Below are 20,733 nucleotides of genomic sequence, written 5' to 3' on the forward strand. Positions count from 1 at the left end.
CCCTAGCCGCCCCGTCGTCGCATTCAGCCACCATGGCCCGCCCCGACCTGACCGCCCGCCTCCACGCCCAACGCGCCCTGCGCGATGCCCAAGGCCGTCGCCGCACGCGGCGCACGGTCACCCGTCGTGATGGCGTACGCCTGGAAGTGGACGGCCAGTGGCTGACCGGCTTCTGCAGCAACGACTACCTGGGCCTGGCCCAGCAGTTCAGCGTGGTCAACGCGTTGCAGGACGCCGCCGCACGCGAAGGCGCTGGCGCCGGTGCCTCGCACCTGGTCTGCGGCCACCACGCCCTGCACGAGGCACTTGAACGCGAAGTGGCCGAGTGGCTGGGCTATCCGCGTGCGCTGCTGTTCGGCAGTGGCTTCGCCGCCAACCTGGCGGTGCAGCAGGCATTGCTGAGCGAAGAGAACGATGTCTGCGTACAGGACAAGCTCAACCACGCCAGCCTGCTCGATGCGACGCGGTTGGCCGGTGCACGCCTGCGCCGCTATCCGCATCTGGATGCGGAAGGCGCGATGCGTCAACTCAAGCACGCGCCCGATGGCGCGGCGATGCTGGCCACCGATGGTGTCTTCAGCATGGATGGCGACATCGCACCGCTGCGCGCTTTGTCGCTTGTGGCACGCCTGCAGCAGGCGCTGTTCTACGTCGATGACGCGCACGGCGTGGGCGTGGTCGGTGATGGCCGTGGTGCCGTGGCCGCCGCCGGGCTGGGCGTGGACGACGTACCGCTGCAACTGGTCACGCTGGGCAAGGCACTGGGCGGTTCCGGTGCACTGGTGCTGGGCCGTGACGACCTGATCGAGCATCTGGCCGAAACCGCGCGCCCGTACATCTACACCACCGCCGTGCCACCGGCGATGGCCGCTGCGGCGCTTGAAGCAGTGCGCCTGGCGCGCCGCGACCACTGGCGCCGCACCAAACTGACCGACCTGATCGCGCTGTTCCGCAGTGAAGCGCGTCGCCACGGCCTGGACCTGATGGCTTCGGAAACGCCGATCCAGCCGCTGCTATGTGGTGATGACCATACCGCCGTGGCGATGTCCACGGCGCTGGAGCAGGCCGGCTGGCTGGTCGGCGCGATCCGCCCACCGACGGTGCCGGAAGGCAAGGCACGCCTGCGCGTCACCCTGTCCGCGCTGCATACGCCGGAACAGGTGCGTGGCCTGGTGGAGGCCATCGCCAGCGCGCGCGATCGCGTGACCCTGGCCGTGCGTGAGGCCGCGCCACCGCCGCTGCCTGTCTTTGCCTGAGCCTGCTGCCGTTTTCCCATGCATATCGACGTCACCGGCCAGGGGCCGGACCTGGTACTGATCCATGGCTGGGCCCTGCAGGGCGGCGTGTTCGCGCCGCTGGTGCAACGCCTGGCCGATCGCTTCACCCTGCATCTGGTTGATCTGCCGGGCCATGGCCACAGCCGCGAGGACACCACGCCGTTGCGCCTGCCGTTCGTGGTCAATGCCATTGCCGCGGCCACGCCGCCGGCGGTGTGGTGTGGCTGGTCGCTGGGCGGCCTGTTCGCGCTGCATGCGGCGGCCACCCTGCCGAAGGTGCGCGGGCTGGCGATGATCGCCGCCACGCCGCGCTTCGTGCGTGGCGAAGACTGGCCGCACGCGGTGGAACCGGCGGTGTTCGAACAGTTCGGGCGCGAGCTGGCCAGCGACTTCGGTGGCACCCTGGAGCGCTTCCTGGCGCTGGACGTGATGGGCTCGGCGCACGCCCGCGAGGAGCTGCGCACATTGCGCCAGCGCCTGGTCGAGCGCGGTGCACCCACCGAACGCGCGCTGCTGGAAGGCCTGCGCCTGCTGGAAAGCACCGACCTGCGTGGCGCGCTGCCGACGCTGGGCAAACCCAGTCTGTGGATCGCCGGCCAACGCGACCGGCTGGTCTCACCGGCGGCAATGCAGGCCGCCGCGGCACTGGCCCCGGGTGCGCAGGCGCTGACCATCGCCCACGGCGGCCATGCGCCCTTCCTCGGCCATGCCGACGAAGTGGCCGCCGCCCTGCAACACTTCGTTGCCGGCCTGTCACCGGTCGATGGCGGACAATGAGCGCCTTCCGAATTCCGCAGGACTGACGCATGGATCTGGGTATCAATGGCCGCTGGGCACTGGTCTGCGGCGCAAGCAAGGGGCTGGGCCTGGGCTGCGCGCGTGCGCTGGTGCGCGAGGGCGTCAACGTGGTGATCGTGGCTCGTGGTGAAGCTGCGCTGCAGGTCGCCGCTGAAGAGCTGCGCGCGCTGGCCGGCGCCGCCGAGGTACGCGCGGTCGTCGCCGACGTCACCACCGAGGCCGGCCGTACCGCAGCGCTGGCCGCGTGCCCGCAGGTGGACATCCTGGTCAACAACGCCGGTGGCCCGCCGCCCGGTGATTTCCGCACCTTCGAGCGTGACGACTGGATTGCCGCGCTGGACGCCAACATGCTGGCGCCGATCGCGCTGATCCGCGCCACCGTCGACGCGATGATCGAACGCGGCTTCGGCCGCATCGTCAACATCACCTCATCGGCGGTGAAAGCCCCGATCGCCATTCTGGCGCTGTCCAATGGCGCGCGCAGTGGCCTGACCGGCTTCGTCGCCGGCCTGTCGCGCCGCACCGTGGCCCACAACGTCACCATCAACAACCTGCTGCCCGGCCAGTTCGACACCGACCGCCTGCGTGCCAACTTCGCCCACAGTGCCGGCAAGGACGGCGATGCTGGCGAAGTGGCCGAACGCCGCCGCCAGCAGATCCCCGCCGGCCGCTTCGGCACGCCGGATGAATTCGGCGCCGCCTGCGCGTTCCTTTGCAGCGCACAGGCCGGTTACCTCACCGGGCAGAACCTGCTGATCGATGGCGGCGCCTACCCCGGTACGTTCTAAGAGACTTTCGCAATGCCGTCCCACTTCGATGCCCGCCATGTCCGCCGCGCGTTCGCCCGCGCCGCCAACAGCTATGACGCCGCCGCCGCCCTGCAGCGCGAGGTGCAGTCGCGGCTGATCGAATCGCTGGACTACCTGGAGGCGCGCAAGCCCGAGGTGGTGCTGGACATCGGTGCCGGTACCGGACACGCCAGCGCGCTGATGAAGAAGCGCTGGCCGAAGGCGCAGGTGATCGCGCTGGACGTGGCGCTGCCGATGCTGGACCAGGCCAAGCGCCAGGCCGGCTGGTGGAAGCCGTTCCAGCGCCTGTGCGGTGACGCCGCCGCGCTGCCGCTGGCCGACAACAGCGTGGACGTGATCTTCAGCAACCTGTGCCTGCAGTGGGTGGACGACCTGCCGGCGGTGTTCGCCGGGTTCCGTCGCGTACTCAAGCCGGGCGGCCTGCTGGTGTGTTCCACCTTTGGCCCGGAAACGCTGGTCGAGCTCAACGAAGCATTCGCCGCCGCCGATGACCGCCCGCACGTGAGCCGCTTCGCGCAGATCGCCCAGTTCGGCGATGCGCTGATGATGGCCGGCTTCCGCGACCCGGTGCTGGACCGCGACCTGTTCACCCTGACCTACGACGACCTGCCGTCACTGATGCGCGAACTGCGTGCGATGGGCGCGACCAATGCCCGCGTCGACCGTCGCCACACGCTGACCGGGCGTGGCCGTTTCGCCGCTGCGGCAGCGGCGTATGAACCGATGCGTCGTGCCGACGGCAAGCTGCCCAGCAGCTGGGAAGTGATCTATGCGCACGCCTGGGCACCGGACCCGGGCGCACCGATCCGCGAAGGCGGGCATGACGTGGCCTCGGTGCCGGTGTCGGCAATTCCGATCCGGCGCAAGCAGAGCTGATCGTCCGGTAGTGCCGGCCGCTGGCTGGCAACCTCACGATTCCATGCTGGGCATCTGCCGGCCAGCGGCCGGCACTACCGCATGCCACGCCGTACGCGAATCGCTCTGGTAGGTGCCAACCTTGGTTGGCACACCCCATCAGATCGCGGTGCCGCCAGCAGTGTGCCGACCAAGGTCGGCACCTACCAAAGGCGGGTATGGGCCGGCACGTGAACCGGGTAGCGCCGGGCCATGCCCGGCGAGCGCAGCGGCACCCTCAGGTATTGGCCGGCGAACTCAGCGGCGGGCGCACCAGGTCGCGGTGGAAGAAATAGATTTCCTGCACCAGGAAGCGCCAGCTGGTGTGGAAGCTGCGGAAGCGCGTGCTGGGCGTGGACGAGGCCAGCGCATCGATGCCCAGCGCCTTGCTCAGGCGCAGCGCGCGCGCCATGTGCAGCGGATCGCTGACGATGATCACCCGGTGCAGGTCGCGCTGGTCCATCAGCCGCTTGGCTTCAACCAGGTTCTGCACGGTATTGCGCGAGGCGGTTTCGATCAGGATCGCATCGTCCGGCACACCGTGCTTCAGCGCATAACGCCGCGCCACCTGCGATTCGGAAAAACGCGCACCGGTGCCACCGTAGCCGCCGGTGAAGATCAGCAGCGGCGCGTACTGGGCCTCGTACAGGTCCAGCCCATGCCGGATACGCTCTTCGAACACCGGTGAAGGTTTGGCGTCATAGGCGGCCGCACCCAGCACGATGATGGCGTCGGCCTTGGCGGCCTGGTCACGCTCGCCGACCCAGACGATCCAGGCAGTCACGCCCAGCAGCCAGATCACCAGCAGGACAAACAGCCGCCACAGCCAGCCCAGCAGGCCGGTGCGAGGCCGCTGCCGGTCGCGGCTCACTGCGCGCCCCAGCGCAGCGCTGGCAGGTCGACGTTGCCGCCGGACAGCACCAGGCCCACGCGCAGTCCGGCGAAACGTTGCGGCTGCGCCAGCACCGCAGCCAGCACGGTGGCCGAGGACGGCTCGACCACCTGCTTGAGCACCTCCCACAGCAGGCGCATCGCGGCCATCGTCGCCGCGTCATCGACCACGATCACCTCGGCACCGGCCGCGCGCAGCAGTTCGAAATTGGGCGCGCCGATCAGGGTACGCAGGCCATCGCAGATCGTGTCCGGGGTGAACGCGTCCTGGCGCTCGCCAGCGGCCAGCGAGCGCGCGGTATCGTCGGCACCGGCCGGCTCGGCCAGCACCAGACGGGTCTGCGGGCTGGCGTGCTGCAGCGCCAGCGCAGTGCCGCTGGCGAGGCCGCCGCCGCCCACCGGTACCACCAGCACGTCGAACGGGCCGTCGCTGTGCAGCAGTTCCAGGGCGGCGGTGCCCTGCCCGGCCATCACCGCCGGATTCGTATAGGGATGCACCAGGGTCGCGCCGGTGTCGGCCTGCACCTTGGCGCAGGTGGCCTCACGGTCGGCAATGGTCGGCGGGCAGTGCCAGAGCGTGGCGCCATGGCGCGCAATATTGGCCAGCTTGGCCGCCACCGCACCTTCCGGCACCACCACATGGCAGGGAATGCCCCGGGTACGTGCGGCCAGCGCCAGGGCGGCGCCGTGATTGCCGGAGGAGTGGGTGACCACGCCGGCACTGGCGGAATCAGACTCCAGCGACCACACCGCGTTGCAGGCACCGCGGAACTTGAACGCACCACCACGCTGCAGGTGCTCGGCCTTGAACGCCAGCTGTGCCCCGGCGAGCGCATCGAGCGTGTGCGAGCGCAGCACCGGGGTCACGCTGGCATGCGGGGCGATCCTCGCGGCAGCAAGCAGGACGTCGTCGGCGCGGGGCAACAGTGAATCGCTCATGACGCAAGATTAACGTATGCCCCCGCGCTGGCGACCGGGACACAGGTCATGCCAGCATGCAGCCCTACGCCTCCATTCATCCTGGCCGGCGGAATTAAGGGCCGATTCAACGCTGGCGCCCGAAGCTGACTGCACACCCGTCCTCTGGGGGGACCCACCATGAAAATGCGCCTGATGCTTGCCGGTGGCCTGTTGCTGGCCCTGACCGGCTGCACCACCTACGACTATGTCGGCGGCGGCCGCAGCGGCAGCTACTACCACGGTGCGCCGTCGGTGGAATACCGCTACCCGGCCGGCTATCCCTACAACTACGGCCCCTACTACGGTGGCTATGGCGGCTACTACGGCGGCTACGGCAACCCGTATTACTCGCGCCCGATCTACCGCCCGCCGCACAACCACCGCCCGCCGCCGCGTCCGGGCAATGGCGGCGAGCACCGTCCGCCGCCGCCGTCGCGACCGTCGTACAACGGGGGTTCGCCGTGGCGGAACATGGACTCCATGCGCCGCCCGCCGCAATCGAACGCCCAGCCGTCGGCGCCCCCGCCGCAGGCCCGTCCGGCACCGGCACCGAGTGCGCCGAGGATGAACGGTTCCCCCTGGCGCAACATGGATCGTGCGACGCAGCGCACAGTTGAGCGCTGAACCGTCTTGCATTTCACACGGTCTAAGCCGCAATCTACGCGGACAGTGACGGCCCGCGTCACAAAGTGACAAAAACGACACGGGCCGCCGCAAAAAGCTCTACGTCGATATCCGACAGGAACATCTGGATCCCCCCTGTTCCGGCCCTGTCGGATGTCGGCACCTCTGAAGACAAACGGCCCCGCAATGCGGGGCCGTTTGTTTTGTTGGGTCGCCAACCGGCGCGGGCCCCAGCGTCAGTAGCTCCACGCCATGCGTGGATGGCGCCTTCCCGACAGCCACAAAAAAACAGGGCCGGACAGTCCCCCGACTGCCGGCCCTCTGCTCCCCCACCGTGCGCCTGTACCGGCCCCTGTTCCAATTCCGGTCACGGGCGCCTACGGCGCCAGCCACGGTGGGTGCTATTGGGTTATCTGCAAAAATCCTGCCAACTTTAGGGCTGATTTCGACGCCGGCCGGCCGGCACCGACGTCCCGGCCCCGAATGGCGCTAAAATCGCCACCCCGGCGCCGCCCCCGGTCCGCGCCCGCCCCCAGCTGAACAGCCCCCCATGAACCCGTCCTTCCATCGTTACGACGTCATCGTCATCGGCGGTGGCCACGCCGGCACCGAAGCCGCGCTGGCCGCGGCCCGCACCGGCGTGCGCACCCTGCTGCTGACCCACAACATCGAAACGGTGGGCGCGATGAGCTGCAACCCGGCCATCGGCGGCATCGGCAAGGGCCACCTGGTCAAGGAAATCGACGCCCTGGGTGGTGCGATGGCGCATGCCGCCGACCGCGCCGGCATCCAGTGGCGCACGCTCAACGCCTCCAAGGGTCCGGCCGTGCGTGCCACCCGCTGCCAGGCCGACCGCAACCTGTACCGCATGGCGATCCGCGCCATCGTCGAAGGCCAGGTCAATCTGACCGTGTTCCAGGCCGCCGTCGATGACCTGGTCATTGAAGGCGACGCCGTGCGCGGGGTCATCACCCAGACCGGCCTGCGTTTCGACGCCGAAGCGGTGGTGCTGACCGCCGGCACCTTCCTGGCCGGCAAGATCCATGTCGGCCCGACCCAGTACGCCGCCGGCCGCATGGGCGACCCGCCGGCCACCACACTGGCCGCGCGGCTGCGCGAGCGCCCGTTCCAGGTGGACCGCCTGAAGACCGGCACGCCGGCGCGCATCGATGGCCGCTCGCTGGACTACAGCGTGATGGACGAGCAGCCCGGCGATTCGCCGCGGCCGGTGATGTCCTTCCTCGGCTCGGTGGACGAGCATCCGCAGCAGGTCAGCTGCTGGATCACCCACACCACCGAACAGACCCACCAGATCATCCGCGACGCGCTGCACCGTTCGCCGCTGTACAGCGGCCAGATCGAAGGCATCGGCCCGCGCTACTGCCCGTCCATCGAGGACAAGGTGGTGCGCTTCGCCGAGAAGGCCAGCCACCAGATCTTCGTCGAACCCGAAGGCCTGGGCATCGTCGAGATCTATCCCAACGGCATCTCCACCTCGCTGCCGTTCGACGTGCAGCTGGAGATGGTGCGCAGCATCCGTGGCTTCGAGAACGCACACATCACCCGCCCCGGCTACGCGATCGAGTACGACTTCTTCGACCCGCGCGGGCTGAAGGCCTCGCTGGAGACCAAGCTGGTCAACGGCCTGTTCTTCGCCGGCCAGATCAACGGCACCACCGGCTATGAAGAAGCCGCCGCGCAGGGCCTGCTGGCCGGCCTCAACGCCGCACGCCAGGTGCGTGGGCTGGACGGCTGGTGCCCGCGTCGCGACGAAGCCTACCTGGGCGTGCTGGTGGATGACCTGATCACCCACGGCACCAACGAGCCCTACCGCATGTTCACCAGCCGCGCCGAGTACCGCCTGCAGCTGCGCGAGGACAATGCCGACCAGCGCCTGACCCCGACCGGCCGCGAAATGGGCTTGGTGGATGATCGCCGCTGGAGCGCGTTCGAGACCAAGCAGGCCGCCGTCGCTGCCGAGCGCGCACGCCTGGGTGCGCTGTGGGCAACCCCGGCCAATGCACTGGGCCGCGAAGTGAACGAGACGCTGGGCGTGGCGGTCAGTCGCGAGACCAACGTGCTGGACCTGATCAAGCGCCCCGAGCTGGATTACGCCAAGCTGATGCAGGTGCCCTCGCTGGGCCCGGCGGTGGCCGATGGCAAGGTTGCCGAGCAGGTGGAGATCGGCGTGAAGTACGCCGGCTACCTGGACCGCCAGCGCGAGGAGATCGAGCGCCAGCAGCGGCATGAAGCCACGCCGATCGCTGAAGCCTTCGATTACGCGACGGTGCGCGGGCTGTCGGCCGAAGCGCTGCAGAAGCTGGAGCGCGTACGCCCGCAGACCATCGGCCAGGCACAGCGCATTCCGGGCATGACCCCGGCAGCGATCTCGCTGCTGCTGGTGCACCTGGAGCGCGCACGCCGGGGACGCGTGGCATAACACGAGCGCGGTAGATGCCATCCACGCATGGCGTGGATCCACTGCAATGCTGCGCGCGATCCGCTGTTCCGCATACAGCATCGGCTACAGCTACGAACCGTAGCGGGTAGTGCCGGCCGCTGGCCGGCAATCGCAGAACTCCAGACATGACCTTGAGGTTGCCGGCCAGCGGCCGGCACTACCCTGCGGTGCGCGCGCGGCGTGCAGACCACGCAGGTATCATCGTCGTGAACGCCCTGATTTCCGGAGACTTCGATGAACCCGCTGCGCCCCTTCCGCGACAAGATGCCCGTCCTCGGCGAACGCGTGTACATCGATCCGGCCTGCACCATCATCGGCGACGTGGAGCTGGCCGATGACGTGTCGGTATGGCCGGGCACGGTCATCCGCGGCGACGTCAACCATGTGCGCATCGGTGCACGCACCAACGTGCAGGACGGCACCATCATCCACGTCAGCCACCACAGCCCGTACAACAAGGCCGGCTACCCGACCCTGATCGGCGAAGGCGTGACCGTTGGCCACGGCTGCATCATCCATGCCTGCACGATCGGCGATTACAGCCTGATCGGCATGGGCGCCTGCATCCTCGATGGCGCCCGCGTGGAGCGCCATGGCTTCGTCGGCGCCGGTGCGGTGATCGGCCCCGGCAAGGTGGTGGGCGAAGGCGAGCTGTGGGTCGGCAACCCTGCACGACCGGCACGCACGCTCAGCGACAAGGAGATCGAGGCGCTGCATTACTCGGCCGACCACTACGTGCGGCTGAAGGACGAATACCGGGACTGAGCCCCCGACGCTGCCATGCGGCTCTGCTAAAGTCTTGGCCCGACCAGGACCTGTCGAGACCCCCCATGCCTGTGGCTGCCCGCCGGAGAGGACTCCGGCGCCCACAACGAAGGCCATCGCGCTGATGGCCGCACCGATGCTCGATACCTACCGCGAGGTGGTGACGCCGGAGGGTGTGCCGCTGCAGTTGCCTGCCGCCGGCCCGGTACCGCGGGCGATGGCCTGGCTGGTCGATCTTGGCGTGCGCATCGCGGCACTGGTGCTGGTGTCCATTCCGCTGGCGCTGCTGGACAAGTTCGGCTCCGGCCTCTACCTGGTGCTGATGTTCCTGGTCTACTGGGCCTACCCGATCGTCTGCGAAGCGTTGTGGGGGCGCACACTGGGCAAGCGTGCGCTGGGGCTGCGCGTGCTGTCCCGCGATGGCGCGCCGGTAGGCTGGATGGCGGCGATCACCCGCAACCTGCTGCGCACGGTGGACATGCTGCCGTTCGGCTATGCGCTGGGCCTGATCAGCAGTCTGTTCGATCCGCATGGCCGCCGCCTTGGCGACCTGGTGGCGGGCACCGTGGTGGTGCACGCACCCGCGCTGTACCTGCCACCGCCGCCGACCATCGACAGCGTGCTGGCTCCGCCGCAGCCGCTGCGACCAGAGGAACAGGCTGCGCTGATGGCCTTCGCCGAGCGCGCGCCACGGTTGTCGGCGGCACGCCAGCAGGAGCTGGCCGGTATTGCCGAGCCACTGACCGGCACCCATGGCCAGGTCGGCGTGCTGCGCCTGTATGCGATGGCCAACTGGCTGCTGGGGCGGCGATGAAGCAGGAACAGTTCGTCGCCCGCTACCAGCAGGAATGGCAGGACCTGGAGCAGTGGCTGCTGCTGCGTGCTGGTGCCTCACGCCGCACGCGCCGCAAGGCCAGCGGCCTGGCACTGGACGACACCACCTTCCCGCAGCGCTACCGGCGGCTGTGCCAGCAACTGGCGCTGGCCCGCGAACGCGGCTACAGCCCGCAGCTGGTGCAGCGCCTGCAGCAGCTCATGCAGCAGGGCCACAGCGTGCTGTACCGCACGCCGCCGACGCGCTGGCGGGGTGCCCTGGAGTTCCTGGTGGCCGATTTCCCGCTGCTGGTGCGCAGCCAGGCGCGCAGCATGTGGGTGGCGCTGGCGATGTTCGCGCTGCCGGCGGTGGCCTGCTTCGTGCTGGTGCAGGTCTATCCGGACCTGATCCACATGCTGATGGACAACCGCCAGATCGCCGAGATGGAGCGCATGTACGATCCCGCCGCCGAGCGCCTGGGGCGTGACAGCGGCACCGACTGGATGATGTTCGGCCACTACATCATGAACAACATCAGCATCGCCCTGCGCACCTTCGCCAGCGGACTGCTGGCTGGGCTGGGCACGCTGCTGGTGCTGTTGTTCAACGGCGTGATCATCGGTTCGGTGGCCGGTCACCTGCAGCACATCGGCCATGGCGACCCGTTCTGGCGCTTCGTGGTCGGCCACGGTGCCTTCGAGCTGACCGCGATCGTGATCGCCGGCGGTGCCGGTCTGCAGCTGGGCATGAAGCTGCTGGCACCGGGCCGGCGCAGCCGCCTGGATGCACTGGTCGAAGGCGGCCGCATCGGCGCACGGCTGTGCCTCGGTGTCGCCTTCATGCTGCTGGTGGCCGCCTTCATCGAAGCCTTCTGGTCCTCGCTTGCCGAAGTACCGGCGTGGGGCAAGTTCAGCGTGGCCGGTGTGTTGTGGGCCGGCGTGCTGCTGTGGCTGTGGCGCGGCGGACGTGGGGGCGGCCATGCGCATTGACCGCCTGGACGTGGCGCTGCGCGCCCGCAGTGGCTGGGAAGCGATGGAGCTGGGCACCGCCCTGTCCCGCCGTCACGCGCGTGCGCTGTGGGGCAGCTGGCTGCTGGCCAGTGCACCGCTGTTCGTGATCTTCAACGCGCTGGGCTGGTGGCTGGATGCCTTCGGCTGGGCCTGGCTGGCGATGTGGTGGTGCAAGCCGCTGTTCGAACGCGCGCCGCTGTACGTGCTGTCGCGCGGCATTTTCGGTGAGCCGGTCGGCACGCTGGCCGCGCTGCGCGCGCAGCGAAGCTGGGGCAACAGCGGCTTCTGGGGCTACCTGGGCTGGCGCCGCTTCAGCGTGCTGCGCAGCCTGTGCCTGCCGGTGAACCTGCTGGAAGGCAACACACCGGGCCAGCGCGGCCCACGCCGTCGTGCGGTGGCAGCCGGCGCAGCGGGCGCGGCACTGGTACTGACGGTGACCTGCCTGGCGTTCGAAGCCGTGTTGGTATCCGGCGCGATCGGTGCGGTGTTCATGTTCATGCCACTGGAGCTGATGTCCGAATCGTGGCGTGCGGCGTGGGACATGATTGGCAAGGACACGCCGGCATGGGCACGGCTGGGCTTCAACCTGGCGTGCTGGCTGGCCTCGGTGCTGATCGGCCCGTTCTTCGTCGGTGCGGGCTTTGGCCTGTACCTGAACCGTCGAACGCAGATGGAAGCCTGGGATGTCGAAATCGCCCTGCGCCGCCTGCGCGAGCGGCTGCTGCCGGCAGCATCGACGCTGGCGCTGCTTCTGTGGCTGGCACTGCCGCTGGTGTCCGCACCGGTGCATGCGCAGGACGCGCAGACGGTCGCGGAGCAGGCAGGCGATGCCGAAGAGGACGAAGACAGTGCGGAAGAACCGGCCACCGCGGCCAACGACCCCGCCAATACGCCGGCAATGATCTTCGGTACAGCGCCGGTGGACACCGCCGGTTTCCGTCAGGCAGTGAACCGCGCCTATGAAGACCCGCTGCAGCGCCCGACCCGCCAGGTCACCCGCTGGAAGCCGATCGAGCAGGCCGAGGAAAAAAAGAAGGAAGACAAGCAGCTGCAGCGTGACACCAACAGCAAAGGTGAACGCAAGGCGCGCAAGGACGGCATCGCCTGGCTGGCACGGCTGGCCGAATGGGGCCTGTGGGGCCTGCTCGGCATCCTGCTGCTGGTGCTGCTGCTGACCGCGCGGCTGTGGCTGCCGTGGCTGCGTGGCAGTGGCCGGCGCAAGGCCGACGCTGCACCGAAGGTGCTGGAGGAGCAGGTGGAGTTGCCGGTGGTGCTGCCGCCGGACGTGGCCACCCAGGCCGGCCTGCTCTGGGACCAGGGCCGGCCGCGGCAGGCGCTGGCCCTGCTGTACCGCGCCAGCGTGCGCACGGTGGGCGAGCGCAGCGGTATCGCGCTTCCACCCGGTGCCACCGAAGCGCAATGCCTGCGCGCATCGCGACGCATGCCCCAGGCCAGCGACCGTGACCTGTTCGCGCGCATCGTGCGCATGTGGCAGTACGCCGCCTACGGTGGCCGCCTGCCCAGCCGCGCCGATTTCGATGCATTGGCCGATACCCTGCGCCAGCAGTACGGGTGGCAGGCATGAGTCCGCGCCTGTTCTGGTCGCTGCTGCTCGGTGCGCTGGTGCTGTTCGGCGTACCGCTGACCATCCTCTACCTGCGCACGCACGAGCGGGTGACCGAGACGATCCGGCTGCCGCCACAGGGCGAGGCCGCCTACAACCCGCTGTACGTGCTCGGCCAGGCCCTGCGCGCCGATGGCATCGACGTGCATTCGCGACCGCGGCTGGAGTTGCAGCAGATGACGCTGGGGCGCCACGACACGGTGGTGCTGCTGCAGGACAGCAGCGAACTGCCGCCGCCCGTCGCCAGCGCACTTCTGGACTGGGTCGACGGTGGCGGTCACCTGCTGGTACGTACACCGCCGCCGGCCGAGGACGATGCCGGCAGCACACAGGGCCCCCTGCTGGACCGGCTGGGCGTGGACAGCCTGTTCCAGCGCAGCGACTGCCAGGCCTTCCATGTCGACGACGATCCTGGCCACGTCGAATTCTGTGGTGGCCGCCGCTTCACCCTGGGGTTTGCGGCCAGTGCGCAGGCCGAACGCCGCTGGGGCACTGATCGCGACCTGGTGTTCGCGCGCCTGCGCCACGGCCAGGGCAGAGTGAGCGTGCTGGCCGACATGGAGTTCATGCGCAGCGAAGTGGACTCACCGGCAGCGCGCCTGGCGTCGGCAGGTGGCGGGGCCAGCGACGGCCTGCACGACGCGTCGCATCGCGACCTGACCCGCTACCTGCTCGATCCGAACTATGGCAAGGGTGCGGTCTGGCTGGTCTATGCCAGCCGCCCGCCGTCGCTGTGGTCGCGCATGTTCTATCAGGGCTGGCCGTTGTGGGTGCCGTTGCTGCTGGCCTTGCTGGGCTGGCTGTGGGGCCGTTCACAGCGCTTCGGCAGCCTGCTGCCGTCGCCGGTGCTGGAACGTCGTTCACTGCTGGAGCACGTGCGTGCCAGTGGTGAACTGCTGCTGCGCTTCGGTCACGGCATACGCCTGTACGAGGCCGTGCTCGCCCTGTTCCTGCACCGCCTGCGCCTGCGCGCACCGATTGCCGCCGCACTGGATGGTGCGCCGCGCGATCAGGCCATCGCCGAGCTGCTGAAGTGGCCGCAGGGCCGCGTCGCCAGCGCGCTCACGCCCCCACCGCCGCACGATTCCTCCGCCCTGCGCGAGCGCATCCGCTTGCTGCTCCAGATGAGATCCCTGCTATGACCGAAGTCCCCGAGCTGCCGGCGGCCGCCAACGCCCGCCTGATCGAACGCGTCGATGCCATCCGCGACGCCATCGGCCACGCTTTCATCGGCCAGGCCGAGGTGCTGGACCAGATCCTGGTGGCCCTGCTTGCCGGTGGTCACGTGCTGATCGAGGGCGTACCCGGGCTGGGCAAGACCCTGCTGGTGCGCGCACTGGCACAGGCCCTGGAACTGGACTACGGCCGCGTGCAGTTCACCCCCGACCTGATGCCCAGCGACGTCAGCGGCCACGCGGTGTACGACCCGAAGAGCGAGAGCTTCAAGATCCGTCGCGGTCCGGTGTTCACCAACCTGCTGCTGGCCGACGAGATCAACCGTGCACCGGCCAAGACCCAGTCGGCGCTGCTGGAAGTGATGCAGGAAGGCCAGGTGACCATCGAAGGCAAGGCCTTCACCCTGGCGCCGCCGTTCATGGCACTGGCCACGCAGAATCCGCTGGAGCAGGAAGGCACCTACCCGCTGCCGGAAGCACAGCTGGACCGCTTCCTGCTGAAGGTGCTGATCGACTATCCGCAGCTGGAGGACGAGAAGCGCATGGTGACTGCGATCACCAGTGGCCGTGCCGCCAGCGATTTCGACCTGAGCCAGGTGCCGCGCGTGCTCGATGCTGGTGAGCTGCTGGAACTGCAGCGTGCCACCGCCGCGATCACGGTTGACGACGAAGTGGTCGACTACGCGGTGCGGATCGTGGCGGCGACGAGGCAGTGGCTGGGTATCGCGGTCGGCGCTGGCCCGCGTGGCAGCATCGCGCTGGTGCGTGCCTCGCGCGCGCAGGCGGTGCTGGCCGGTCGTGATTTCGTCACTCCGGATGATGTGCGCGACATCGCACGCCCGGCGCTGCGCCACCGCATCGCGCTGGCCCCGGAACTGCAGATCGAAGGCCAGGACGCCGACGACGTGCTGGGCGCGCTGCTGGCCAAGGTGGAAGCGCCGCGCCGATGAGGCCGGCCCCGCTGCTGCTGGCACTACTGCTGGCCTGGGCTGCCCAGGGCGGTCTGGTGCTGGGCGGTCTGCTGCCGCGCTGGAGCTGGGCGCTGGCGGCGCTGGCGATTGCCGTGCCGGCGCTGATGGATCTGTGGCGCCAGTGGCGGCGTCCGTCGCCGCAGGTGCAGCGCGAACTGCCCGAAGCGCTGGCACTGGGCGTGCGCCGCGAGGCTGCACTGCGGCTGCAGGCGGACGCACCGATGACGGTGCAGGTGTTCGACCTGGTCCCCGGCGGCTGGCCGCTGGAATCACTGCCGCAGCGCGTGCGCCTGCAGGCGGGCAGTGCTTCCACCCTCCACTACCACCTGCAGCCGCTGCAGCGTGGGCATTTCCGCTTCGAAGGCGTGCACCTGCGCATGCGTTCACCGTGGCGGCTGTGGTGGCAGCAACGCACGCTGCCGCCCGCACTGGACGTGCGGGTCTATCCGAACTTCGTGCCGCTCACCCGCTTTGCCCTGTTCAGTGCCGACCAGGCCTCGCGGCTGGTCGGTGCACACGTGAAGCGCCGCCGCGGCGAAGGCACCGACTTCCACCAGATGCGCGAGTACCGCATCGGCGACAGCCTGCGCCAGCTCGACTGGAAGGCCACCGCGCGTGCGCGCAAGCTGATCTCGCGCGAATACCAGGACGAGAAGAACCAGCAGCTGCTGCTGATGCTCGACAGCGGTCGGCGCATGCTGGCCAGCGAAGGCGGGCTCTCGCACTTCGACCATGCCTTGAACGCCTCGCTGGTGGTGGCTTACCTGGCGTTGCGCCAGGGCGACGCCGCCGGCCTGTTCGCCACCGGTGGCGAGCGCCGTTGGGTGGCGCCGCAGCGTGGCATGGGCACGGTCGAGCACCTGCTGCGCGCCAGCTACGACCTGCAGCCGCGCGCGGTCGCCACCGACTACCTGGCCGCCGCCACCGAGGTGTCGCTGCGCCAGCGCCGGCGCGCGCTGGTGATGCTGGTCAGCAACGTGCGCGACGAAGACATCGAAGACCTGCTGGCGGCGGTGCGCCTGCTGCAGCAGCGCCATCTGGTATGCGTGGCCAGCCTGCGCGAGCGTGAGCTGGACGGTGTGCTGGACAGCGAAGTGCAGACACTGGAAGACGCCACCCAGGCCGGTGCAGCGGCGCTGTACCTGCAGCAGCGCGCGAAGGCGCATGAGGCGCTGCGCAGCGAGAAGGTGATGGTGCTGGACGTCACCGCCGATGCCCTGCCCGGTGCGCTGGTGGAACGCTACCTGGCGGTGAAGCGCGAAGGGCTGCTCTGATACCAGCGATCGCTCTGGTGGGGGCCAACAACGGTTGCCGGCCAGCGGCCGGCACTACCCCTGCAACAACCAACGCACCGCTCTGGTAGGTGCCAACCTTGGTTGGCACGAACCCACAGCGCCGACCAGGGTCGGCCTCTACCAACACCGGTTGCCGGCCAGCGGCCGGCACTACCCCTGCAACAACCGACGCACCGCTCTGGTAGGTGCCAACCTTGGTTGGCACGAAACCCACAGCGCCGACCAGGGTCGGCATCTACCAACAACGGTTGCCGGCCAGCGGCCGGCACTACCCCTGCAACAACCAACGTATCGCTCTGGTAGGTGCCAACCTTGGTTGGCACGAACCCACAGCGCCGACCAGGGTCGGCCTCTACCCACAGCGGTTGTTCTACGACGGGCTATGGTTGCCCACGCCGGCCCGTGGGCGCCGCACTGTCATCAGACGTAGATCCGCGTCGGCGCCTCGTCAACGATCGCGTGCGGCACGAAGCGCGCGCTGTCGCGGGTGATCGCGCTGTCGTCCTCGCGGATGCCGATGCCGCAGGCGTGGTCACCCACCACCCAGCTGCCGATCAGCGGGTAGCCGCCTTCGAAGCGGGTCAGCGGATGCGCACGCTGGATGATCGCCGGGCCGTCGTAGGGACCGTCGCTGCGTTGGGTGCTGCCATCGGCCAGGTGCATCTCGATGTTCGCGCCTTCGCGCGAGAACAGCGGCTTGCGCACCCAGCCCGAGGCCAGCGTGCTGCCGTCATCGAAATGCGCTTCCAGCAGGTTCGGATGGCCCACGTTGCGCTGCCACAGCAGCGGCAGGATGCCCTTGTTGCTCAGCACCGCCTTCCACGCCGGCTCCAGCAGCTGCACGCCCGAGCCGGGCAGCGCGCGGCCGAACTCCTCGGCCATCAGGTCTTCCAGTGGGTACAGCTTGAACAGCGTGCCGATCACCGAATCGTCCAGCGCGGTGAAGCGTCCGTCCTCGGACAGGCCGATATCCTCGATGGCGATGGCCTGGCCGTGCAGGCCGGCCTGCGACGCACAGTCGCGCAGGTAGTCGACGGTGCCGCGGTCTTCTTCCGAACTGCCCACGGCGCTGAAATACAGCGGCGGCGGCAGCTGCGTGGCCAGTTCGCCGAAGCGTTCGACCAGCGCCTCATGGATCGCGTTGAACTGGTCGGCATGCTGCGGCAGGCGACCGGCGTTGCGCTGGTCCTCCAGCCACTGCCACTGGAAGAAGCTGGCCTCGAACAGCGAGGTCGGCGTGTCGTAGTTCAACTCGTACAGCTTGGCCGGGCCGGTACCGTCGTAGGCCAGGTCCAGGCGACCGTACAGATGCGGCTGGCGCTGGCGCCAGCTGTCGGCGATCCAGTCGCGGTAATGCGACGGAATCGCCAGCTGGTCCATCAGGCGTTCGCTGCCGATGACATCACCGACCAGGTCCAGCGCCATCTGGTGCAGCTCGGCGCTGGGGTCTTCGATGTCCTGTTCGATCTGGCGCAGGGTGAAGGCGTAGTACGCGCTTTCATCCCAATACGGCTGGCCGTCGATGGTGTGGAAGCGGAAACCCGCTTCATCCGCACGTGCCCGCCACTGGGCACGCTCGGCAATCCGGATGCGCTGCATGGGTCGATCAGCCGCCGTAGCTGCCGCTGGTGCTGCGGCGTGCGCTGGTGTTGCCGAAGCCACCACGGCTGGCGGTGACCGCACGGTTCGGCTCGCTGGTGACCGGGGCCAGGCCGGCCTTGCCCGCGCCGATGCCGCTGGCGGTGTTCAGGCCACCGGTACCGCCCGGTGCCGGACGCGCCCATCCAGCGCTCTTGTCCTGGTAGGCCGGCGCCGCCGCCGGCGCCTGCGGCGCGAGGCCGCCGCGGTTGCTCAGCATCTGCGACATGAAGAAGCCCATCATCATCGGGCCGATGAACGAGGTACCGGCCGAGGTGTGCTGCTGCACGCACTGTTCCGGCTTGTAGTCCTTCTCGCAGGCTTCCTTGCTGGCGTACTTCGGCGCCGCATCGGCGGCCTGCTTCTGCGCTTCGGCGAAGGCATTGCGGCACGACGAGGGATCGCCGGTGGCCTCGGTGCAGGCCTCCACCGAGGTGTACAGGCCTTCCTGCACCTTCACCTCCGGCTCCTTCTGGCAGGCGGTGAACAGCAGCGGCGCAGCGCTCATCAGCAGCAGCGCGGTGGTGCGGGAACGTTTCATGGCCTCATGCCCTGTCGACGGATCAATGCCCCAATGATGCCAAATCCGGACCAGCAACCGGAATCGGCAAAGTCCGAAAGATGAACGGACTTTCATTTTCGTCGGGCATTGGGGTCAGAGCCCATCGCGCCGCGATGGGATCCGACCCCGCGCGGCGCACCACTCTGGCAGGTGCCATCCTTGGCTGGCACACACGGCACGGCGCCGACCAAGGTCGGCATCTACCGAAAACGGGTGGTTGCAGCAGCAACCGAAAAAATTGGCCATGATCGGCTGACCCCCACGTTGTACGGCCCGCCCGTTCCGCCAGCCATGCCTGAATACCGCTCCCGTACCTCCACCGCCGGCCGCAACATGGCCGGCGCCCGCGCCCTGTGGCGTGCCACCGGCATGAAGGACGGCGACTTCCACAAGCCGATCATCGCCATCGCCAACTCCTTCACCCAGTTCGTGCCCGGCCACGTGCACCTGAAGGACCTCGGCCAGCTGGTCGCGCGCGAGATCGAACAGGTCGGCGGCGTCGCCAAGGAATTCAACACCATCGCCGTGGACGACGGCATCGCGATGGGCCACGACGGCATGCTGTATTCGCTGCCCAGCCGCGAGATCATCGCCGATGCCGTGGAGTACATGGTCAACGCGCACTGCGCCGACGCGCTGGTGTGCATCAGCAACTGCGACAAGATCACCCCCGGCATGCTGATGGCCGCGCTGCGCCTCAACATCCCGGTGGTGTTCGTCTCCGGCGGGCCGATGGAAGCGGGCAAGACCAAGCTGTCCGAGCACAAGCTGGACCTGGTCGATGCGATGGTGGTGGCCGCCGATGACAGCGCCTCCGACGAGAAGGTCGCCGCGTTCGAGCGCAGCGCCTGCCCCACCTGCGGCTCCTGCTCGGGCATGTTCACCGCCAACTCGATGAACTGCCTGACCGAAGCGCTGGGCCTGTCGCTGCCGGGCAATGGCACCACGCTGGCCACCCATGCCGACCGCGAGGCGCTGTTCCGCCGCGCCGGCCGCCTGATCGTCGAACTCTGCCACCGCTGGTATGGCGGCGAAGACCCGAGCGCGCTGCCGCGCGGCATCGCCACCCAGGCCGCGTTCGCCAACGCGATGACCCTGGACATCGCCATGGGCGGTTCCACCAACACCATCCTGCATCTGCTGGCCGCGGCGCAGGAAGCGGAGGTCGACTTCGACCTGACCCACATCGACGCGCTGTCGCGGCGCGTACCGCAGCTGTGCAAGGTGGCGCCGAACACGCCGAAGTACCACATCGAGGACGTGCACCGCGCCGGCGGCGTGTTCGGCATCCTCGGTGAACTGGACCGCGCCGGCCTGCTCGAAACCACGGTGCCGACCGTGCACAGCGCCAGCCTGGCCGAAGCACTGGAACGCTGGGACGTGGTGCGCAGTGACAACGACACCCTGCATACCTTCTTCAAGGCTGGCCCGGCCGGCATCCCCACCCAGGAAGCCTTCAGCCAGGCCACGCGCTGGCCGACGCTGGATGTGGACCGCGCCGAGGGCTGCATCCGTTCGCTGCAGCACGCGTATTCGCTGGAAGGCGGGCTGGCCGTGCTGCGCGGCAACCTGGCCATCGATGGCTGCGTGGTGAAGACCGCCGGCGTCGACGAGTCTATCCATGTGTTCGAAGGCCCCGCGCGCGTCTACGAAAGCCAGGACGCCGCCGTCGCCGGCATCCTCGCTGACGAGGTGCAGCCGGGCGAGGTGGTGGTCATCCGCTACGAAGGCCCGAAGGGCGGCCCCGGCATGCAGGAAATGCTGTACCCGACCAGCTATCTGAAGTCGAAGGGCCTGGGCAAGCAGTGCGCACTGCTCACGGACGGCCGCTTCTCCGGCGGCACTTCGGGCCTGTCGATCGGCCACGTCTCGCCGGAAGCCGCCAGCGGCGGTGTCATCGGCCTGGTGGAAGATGGCGACCGCATCCGCATCGACATTCCGGCCCGCCGCATCGACCTGCTGCTGGATGAGACCACGCTGGCCCAGCGCCGCAGCGACGTCGATGCGCGTGGTTGGAAGCCGCGCGCACCGCGCCCACGCAAGGTCACCAGCGCGCTGAAGGCCTACGCCCTGCTGGCCACCAGCGCCGACAAGGGCGCCGTACGCAACACCGCGCTTCTGGGCGATTGACCGCCATACGGTAGTGCCGGCCGCTGGCCGGCATC

At 68.9% G+C, this 20,733-nt stretch carries 18 protein-coding genes; 14 read left to right on the forward strand and 4 right to left on the reverse strand.

Features of this window, described 5'->3' with window-relative positions; genetic code table 11:
- Positions 1–32: 32 nt before the first annotated feature.
- Genes bioF through bioC form a run of 4 tightly spaced genes read left to right on the forward strand, consistent with a single transcriptional unit; the run spans position 33 to position 3,760 of the window.
- Entirely contained in the window at positions 33–1,256 is a 1,224-nt protein-coding gene (gene bioF, locus AC5O77_RS04385) for an 8-amino-7-oxononanoate synthase (RefSeq protein ID WP_478058530.1), read from the forward strand.
- Positions 1,257–1,274: 18 nt separating this feature from the next.
- Positions 1,275–2,054, forward strand: coding sequence for a pimeloyl-ACP methyl ester esterase BioH (gene bioH, locus AC5O77_RS04390; RefSeq protein WP_494506518.1), 780 nt, complete (start codon positions 1,275–1,277; stop codon positions 2,052–2,054).
- A 29-nt stretch (positions 2,055–2,083) separates the two neighbouring features.
- The gene (locus AC5O77_RS04395; RefSeq protein ID WP_494506519.1) at positions 2,084–2,863 is read left to right on the forward strand and encodes an SDR family oxidoreductase; all 780 of its coding nucleotides are present in this window, start codon (positions 2,084–2,086) and stop codon (positions 2,861–2,863) included.
- A gap of 12 nt (positions 2,864–2,875) precedes the next feature.
- Positions 2,876–3,760 (forward strand): malonyl-ACP O-methyltransferase BioC, encoded by an 885-nt coding sequence (bioC, locus tag AC5O77_RS04400; RefSeq protein ID WP_049461689.1) that lies wholly within the window; start codon positions 2,876–2,878, stop codon positions 3,758–3,760.
- A gap of 256 nt (positions 3,761–4,016) precedes the next feature.
- Here bioC and AC5O77_RS04405 read toward each other — a convergent pair whose 3' ends face one another.
- Complete coding sequence (locus AC5O77_RS04405) at positions 4,017–4,661, reverse strand: YdcF family protein (protein WP_032127185.1); 645 nt, start codon at positions 4,659–4,661, stop codon at positions 4,017–4,019.
- Entirely contained in the window at positions 4,646–5,608 is a 963-nt protein-coding gene (locus AC5O77_RS04410) for a pyridoxal-phosphate dependent enzyme (RefSeq protein ID WP_494506520.1), read from the reverse strand. Before AC5O77_RS04410 ends, AC5O77_RS04405 begins: the two co-directional genes overlap by 16 nt.
- Positions 5,609–5,767: 159 nt before the next feature.
- Here AC5O77_RS04410 and AC5O77_RS04415 point away from each other — a divergent pair, with 159 nt between their 5' ends.
- From AC5O77_RS04415 to AC5O77_RS04455, 9 genes are all read left to right on the forward strand, one after another.
- On the forward strand, positions 5,768–6,253 hold the full coding sequence (locus AC5O77_RS04415) for a hypothetical protein (protein WP_019337023.1): 486 nt from the start codon (positions 5,768–5,770) through the stop codon (positions 6,251–6,253).
- 550 nt (positions 6,254–6,803) lie between these two features.
- Complete coding sequence (gene mnmG / locus AC5O77_RS04420) at positions 6,804–8,693, forward strand: tRNA uridine-5-carboxymethylaminomethyl(34) synthesis enzyme MnmG (protein ID WP_494506521.1); 1,890 nt, start codon at positions 6,804–6,806, stop codon at positions 8,691–8,693.
- Between the two features lie 255 nt (positions 8,694–8,948).
- A complete protein-coding gene (locus AC5O77_RS04425) occupies positions 8,949–9,479 on the forward strand; it encodes a gamma carbonic anhydrase family protein (RefSeq protein WP_494506522.1) in 531 nt (176 codons plus the stop codon).
- 124 nt (positions 9,480–9,603) lie between these two features.
- A complete protein-coding gene (locus AC5O77_RS04430) occupies positions 9,604–10,293 on the forward strand; it encodes an RDD family protein (RefSeq protein WP_049400866.1) in 690 nt (229 codons plus the stop codon).
- Complete coding sequence (locus AC5O77_RS04435) at positions 10,290–11,282, forward strand: stage II sporulation protein M (RefSeq protein ID WP_032129115.1); 993 nt, start codon at positions 10,290–10,292, stop codon at positions 11,280–11,282. Before AC5O77_RS04430 ends, AC5O77_RS04435 begins: the two co-directional genes overlap by 4 nt.
- Positions 11,272–12,888: a DUF4129 domain-containing protein gene (locus AC5O77_RS04440; protein ID WP_346485357.1), complete on the forward strand. Its 1,617-nt coding sequence runs from the start codon at positions 11,272–11,274 to the stop codon at positions 12,886–12,888. Before AC5O77_RS04435 ends, AC5O77_RS04440 begins: the two co-directional genes overlap by 11 nt.
- A complete protein-coding gene (locus AC5O77_RS04445) occupies positions 12,885–14,069 on the forward strand; it encodes a DUF4350 domain-containing protein (protein ID WP_049461684.1) in 1,185 nt (394 codons plus the stop codon). The genes AC5O77_RS04440 and AC5O77_RS04445 overlap by 4 nt, the downstream gene beginning before the upstream one ends.
- Positions 14,066–15,052: an AAA family ATPase gene (locus AC5O77_RS04450; protein ID WP_494506523.1), complete on the forward strand. Its 987-nt coding sequence runs from the start codon at positions 14,066–14,068 to the stop codon at positions 15,050–15,052. The genes AC5O77_RS04445 and AC5O77_RS04450 overlap by 4 nt, the downstream gene beginning before the upstream one ends.
- Positions 15,049–16,347: a DUF58 domain-containing protein gene (locus tag AC5O77_RS04455; protein WP_253144150.1), complete on the forward strand. Its 1,299-nt coding sequence runs from the start codon at positions 15,049–15,051 to the stop codon at positions 16,345–16,347. The genes AC5O77_RS04450 and AC5O77_RS04455 overlap by 4 nt, the downstream gene beginning before the upstream one ends.
- Positions 16,348–16,788: 441 nt before the next feature.
- On the opposite strand, the gene AC5O77_RS04460 is transcribed toward AC5O77_RS04455, so the two are convergent.
- Positions 16,789–17,967: a glutathionylspermidine synthase family protein gene (locus tag AC5O77_RS04460; RefSeq protein ID WP_135967423.1), complete on the reverse strand. Its 1,179-nt coding sequence runs from the start codon at positions 17,965–17,967 to the stop codon at positions 16,789–16,791.
- Between the two features lie 7 nt (positions 17,968–17,974).
- Entirely contained in the window at positions 17,975–18,547 is a 573-nt protein-coding gene (locus AC5O77_RS04465; RefSeq protein ID WP_125895412.1) for a DUF1190 domain-containing protein, read from the reverse strand.
- Positions 18,548–18,859: 312 nt separating this feature from the next.
- On the opposite strand from AC5O77_RS04465, the gene ilvD reads away from it, so the two are divergent.
- Entirely contained in the window at positions 18,860–20,698 is a 1,839-nt protein-coding gene (ilvD, locus tag AC5O77_RS04470; protein WP_494506524.1) for a dihydroxy-acid dehydratase, read from the forward strand.
- Positions 20,699–20,733 lie beyond the last annotated feature (35 nt).

This window comes from Stenotrophomonas sp. INTA L402-1 (genome assembly GCF_059295135.1).

Bases quoted from the DNA above. Each gene is read 5' to 3' on its own strand.
- AC5O77_RS04425 (WP_494506522.1), top strand. From the start codon at position 8,949: ATGAACCCGCTGCGCCCCTTCCGCGACAAGATGCCCGTCCTCGGCGAA.
- AC5O77_RS04445 (WP_049461684.1), top strand. From the start codon at position 12,885: ATGAGTCCGCGCCTGTTCTGGTCGCTGCTGCTCGGTGCGCTGGTGCTG.
- bioF (WP_478058530.1), top strand. From the start codon at position 33: ATGGCCCGCCCCGACCTGACCGCCCGCCTCCACGCCCAACGCGCCCTG.
- AC5O77_RS04455 (WP_253144150.1), top strand. From the start codon at position 15,049: ATGAGGCCGGCCCCGCTGCTGCTGGCACTACTGCTGGCCTGGGCTGCC.
- AC5O77_RS04460 (WP_135967423.1), bottom strand. From the start codon at position 17,967: ATGCAGCGCATCCGGATTGCCGAGCGTGCCCAGTGGCGGGCACGTGCG.
- AC5O77_RS04395 (WP_494506519.1), top strand. From the start codon at position 2,084: ATGGATCTGGGTATCAATGGCCGCTGGGCACTGGTCTGCGGCGCAAGC.
- AC5O77_RS04410 (WP_494506520.1), bottom strand. From the start codon at position 5,608: ATGAGCGATTCACTGTTGCCCCGCGCCGACGACGTCCTGCTTGCTGCC.
- AC5O77_RS04415 (WP_019337023.1), top strand. From the start codon at position 5,768: ATGAAAATGCGCCTGATGCTTGCCGGTGGCCTGTTGCTGGCCCTGACC.
- AC5O77_RS04440 (WP_346485357.1), top strand. From the start codon at position 11,272: ATGCGCATTGACCGCCTGGACGTGGCGCTGCGCGCCCGCAGTGGCTGG.
- AC5O77_RS04465 (WP_125895412.1), bottom strand. From the start codon at position 18,547: ATGAAACGTTCCCGCACCACCGCGCTGCTGCTGATGAGCGCTGCGCCG.
- mnmG (WP_494506521.1), top strand. From the start codon at position 6,804: ATGAACCCGTCCTTCCATCGTTACGACGTCATCGTCATCGGCGGTGGC.
- AC5O77_RS04430 (WP_049400866.1), top strand. From the start codon at position 9,604: ATGGCCGCACCGATGCTCGATACCTACCGCGAGGTGGTGACGCCGGAG.
- AC5O77_RS04450 (WP_494506523.1), top strand. From the start codon at position 14,066: ATGACCGAAGTCCCCGAGCTGCCGGCGGCCGCCAACGCCCGCCTGATC.
- AC5O77_RS04435 (WP_032129115.1), top strand. From the start codon at position 10,290: ATGAAGCAGGAACAGTTCGTCGCCCGCTACCAGCAGGAATGGCAGGAC.
- bioC (WP_049461689.1), top strand. From the start codon at position 2,876: ATGCCGTCCCACTTCGATGCCCGCCATGTCCGCCGCGCGTTCGCCCGC.
- ilvD (WP_494506524.1), top strand. From the start codon at position 18,860: ATGCCTGAATACCGCTCCCGTACCTCCACCGCCGGCCGCAACATGGCC.
- bioH (WP_494506518.1), top strand. From the start codon at position 1,275: ATGCATATCGACGTCACCGGCCAGGGGCCGGACCTGGTACTGATCCAT.